Annotated in this window: 2 protein-coding genes; one reads left to right on the top strand and one right to left on the bottom strand. The window is 73.7% G+C overall.

Annotated elements, in window-relative coordinates; translation table 11 throughout:
- Window positions 1–195: 195 nt before the first annotated feature.
- Window positions 196–1,209 (top strand): 2-hydroxyacid dehydrogenase, encoded by a 1,014-nt coding sequence (locus FNQ90_RS16860; RefSeq protein ID WP_182607140.1) that lies wholly within the window; start codon window positions 196–198, stop codon window positions 1,207–1,209.
- A gap of 80 nt (window positions 1,210–1,289) precedes the next feature.
- Here FNQ90_RS16860 and FNQ90_RS16855 read toward each other — a convergent pair whose 3' ends face one another.
- On the bottom strand, window positions 1,290–3,275 hold the full coding sequence (locus FNQ90_RS16855; protein WP_228471320.1) for an anthranilate synthase family protein: 1,986 nt from the start codon (window positions 3,273–3,275) through the stop codon (window positions 1,290–1,292).
- Between the last annotated feature and the right edge of the window lie 102 nt (window positions 3,276–3,377).

Raw genomic sequence — 3,377 nt, 5'->3', positions numbered from 1 at the left:
GAGGGGTACGGGAGACCGGGGGCCGCGCCCGGCGGCCCGGGCGTTGACGTACCGTCGGACGGTCGACCGGTCGGTTCACCCACCGCACGGTCCGGACGACCACCTCGCGCACCGGGTACCACGGAACACGGCCGGAATCGAACGACCGACCGCGGCGCGACCGACGGTCGGCGGGAAAACAGGAGGCGCACCACCGTGACCATCCTCGCCTTCGGCGTTCAGGCGGACGAGCGACCGTTGATCGAGCAGGCATTCGGAGAGCGCCGTGTGCACTCCCTGGACGTCTTCCTCAACGCCGATACCGCCCCCATCGCGGCGGGCCACGAGATCATCTCGGTCAGCGTCAACGCGGACCTGGGAGCCGACGTGCTGGAGACCCTCGCCGCCGGCGGCACCCGGATGATCGCCCAACGGGCCACCGGGTTCAACAACATCGACCTGGCCGCCGCGTCCCGGCTCGGGCTCACCGTCGCCCGGGTGTCGTACTACTCGCCCCACGCCGTCGCCGAGTTCGCCTGGACCCTGGCGATGGCGGTCAACCGTCGGGTGGTGCGTGCCGCCCGCCGCACCCGGGAGTTCGACTTCCGCCTGGACGGTCTGTTGGGCCGGGACATGCACGGCGCCACCGTCGGGGTCATCGGCACGGGGAAGATCGGCGGGGCCTTCGCCCGGATCGCCGCCGGCTTCGGGATGCGCCTGTTGGGGTGGGATGTCGCCCCCAACCCCGAGTGCGAGGAACTCGGCATGGAGTACGTGGAGTTGCCCCGTCTGCTCGCCGAGGCCGACCTCATCAGCCTGCACGTTCCGCTGCTTCCGGAGACCCACCACCTGATCGACCGGGAGGCGCTGCGGGCCATGCGGGACGACGCCATCCTGGTGAACTCCAGCCGTGGCGGGTTGGTCGACACCGACGCCCTCGTCGACGAACTGCGGCGCGGCCGGTTCACCGGGGTGGGCCTGGACGTCTACGAGGCCGAGGCGGGGCTGTTCTTCATGGACAAGTCACTGGAGGTGGTGGCCGACGACACCCTGGCCCGCCTGATGACCTTCGGGAACGTGCTGGTCACCTCGCACCAGGCGTACTACACCCGGGAGGCGGTGGGGCAGATCGTCGACGCGACCGTCCGCAACGTCGAGGACTACCTCGCCGGTCGGACCAACGAGAACACCCTGGTCGCCCCGGGGCTCCCGGTACCGATCGCGGACTGAGCACCGGGACCCGACCCCGCCGGCCGCTCCCGGATCGGACGCGGCAACGGCCGGCGGGATCGGGGCGACCCCGGCCCGCTTCAGGCGGGTCGGACGTCCTCCGGCCCGGCGGGGGCGACCGGTGCCGGCACCGCGCCGTCCAGCAGGGAGCGCACGATGCGCGGCCCGTTGAGGGTCAGCACCGACTCGGGGTGGAACTGCACCCCTGCGAAACCCGGGCCGCGCAGCGCGTGCACCTCGCCGTTGCGGGTGTCCCGGGCGACCGTCACCCCGTGCAGCGCCAGTTCGCCGAGGGCCTCGTCGTCGCAGCGCGCGGTGTAGGAGTTGTAGAAGCCCACGGTCTCCGGGGCGCCGAACAGGTCGATCCGTTCCTGCGCCCCCTGGAAGGGCTGGGCCCTGCGGACGATCTCCAGCCCCAGCTCGGCGGCGATCAGCTCGTGCCCCAGACACACCCCGAGCAGACCGCCCCGGTGATCGCGGATCAGGTCCGCGGCCAGGCCGCGCAGCAGCGTGATCCGGGGATCGCGCGGATCCCCGGGGTCGCCGGGCCCGGGGCCGAGCACCACCGGGCCCTCGTGGCCGAGCGCCGCCTCCCGCAGCCCGGGGGAGTCGAAGCGGCGGACGGTCACCGTCAGACCCACCGCCCGCAACAGGTGCGCGAGCATCGAGGTGAAGGTGTCCTCGCCGTCCACCACCAGGGCGTGGCCCCGGTCGGGTTGAGGGCCCGGGCCCGGCTGCATCTTCAGCCAGAACGGCGCCAGGTCGGCACGCCGCGCCGCCAGCGCGGCCTGGACCCGTGGCACCTCCGCCAGTCGTGGCGTCCCCGCCGATCCGCCCGCGTCACCGGTCGTCGGCGCGACCCGCACCCCCAACGCGGTCAGTACGGCACCCGCCTTGGCCCGGGTCTCGGCGACCTCGCCCGCCGGGTCGGAGTCGCGCACCAGCGTCGCGCCCACCGGCAGGGCCAGCCGGCCGTCCGGGGCGATGTCCAGGGCCCGGATCAGGATCGGTGAGTCCAGGGACTGCGTGCCCGACCGATCGTGCCCCAGCAGGGCCAGGGCACCGGCGTAGTAGCCCCGCCCCCCGTGCTCGTACCGGCTGATCACCCGGCAGGCGTTCTCCACCGGGGAACCGGTCACGGTGGCCGCGAACATGGTCTGCCGCAGCACGTCCCGCACGTCCGCCCCGGTGCGCCCGCGCAACTCGTACTCGGTGTGCGCCAGGTGGGACATCTCCTTCAGCCGGGGGCCGACCACCACCCCGCCCCGATCGGCGACCGTGCACATCATCTTCAGCTCCTCGTCCACCACCATGGAGAGTTCCTCCCTCTCCTTGCGGTCGGCCAGGAACTCCAGCAGGCCCTCGACATCGGGCCCCTGTGGCGGGTAGCGGTAGGTGCCGCTGATCGGGTTCATCACCACGGTGCCGCCGGCCATCCGCACGTGCACCTCGGGACTCGCGCCCACCAGCGTGCGATCCCCGGTGTGCACCAGGAAGGTCCAGTAGGCGCCCCGCTCCCCGGCCAACAGCCGGCGGAAGAGCACCAGGGCGTCGGCGACCCGGAAGTCGGTGCGCCCCGCCCTCCGTCCGGGGGGCGCCGGGGTCGGGCCCAGGGTCCCCCGGAAGCTCCGGCGGACGACGAAGTTCGCGCCCTGGCCGGTGCCGATCTCCTCCCGCACCACGCGCTCCACGATCCGGGCGTATTCCTCGTCCCCGAGGTCGAAGCCGCCGTCCCGCACCCGCACGTCGTGGGCGGGCAGGGCGGCCGTCACCTCCCGGACCGGCACCTCGGCCCGCTCCTCGGGGACCATGGCGATCAGCGGGGTCCCGTCGTCGGTGATCTCGAAACCCCGCTCACGGATCTGTCGGAAGGGCAGCAGGGCGAGCGCGCCGCAGGCGCCCGCGGTCGGATCCCCGACGGGCAGCTCGGCCAGCCGCTCGGGGCGCACGAGGGGACCGGTCAACACCTCGACCCGGTCGCCCGCTCGTCCGGGGGTCCGCCGGTGCAGGAGGGCGAAGGGCGGGCAGTCCTCCCGGTGCGAGGAGGCGATCAGCCGGTCGAGCAGTGATCGTCCCGCCGTGCGGCGGTCACCGGGGCCGGAGGCGCTCCGGGGACCGCCGGGGGGCTCGTCGAAGGGGCCGTCGGAGGGGCCGGACAGAGGGGGCAC

Source organism: Streptomyces alkaliphilus, from assembly GCF_014141535.1.
Classification (GTDB): Bacteria; Actinomycetota; Actinomycetes; order Streptomycetales; family Streptomycetaceae; genus Streptomyces; species Streptomyces alkaliphilus.
This window is presented reverse-complemented; position numbering and strand designations above follow the sequence as displayed.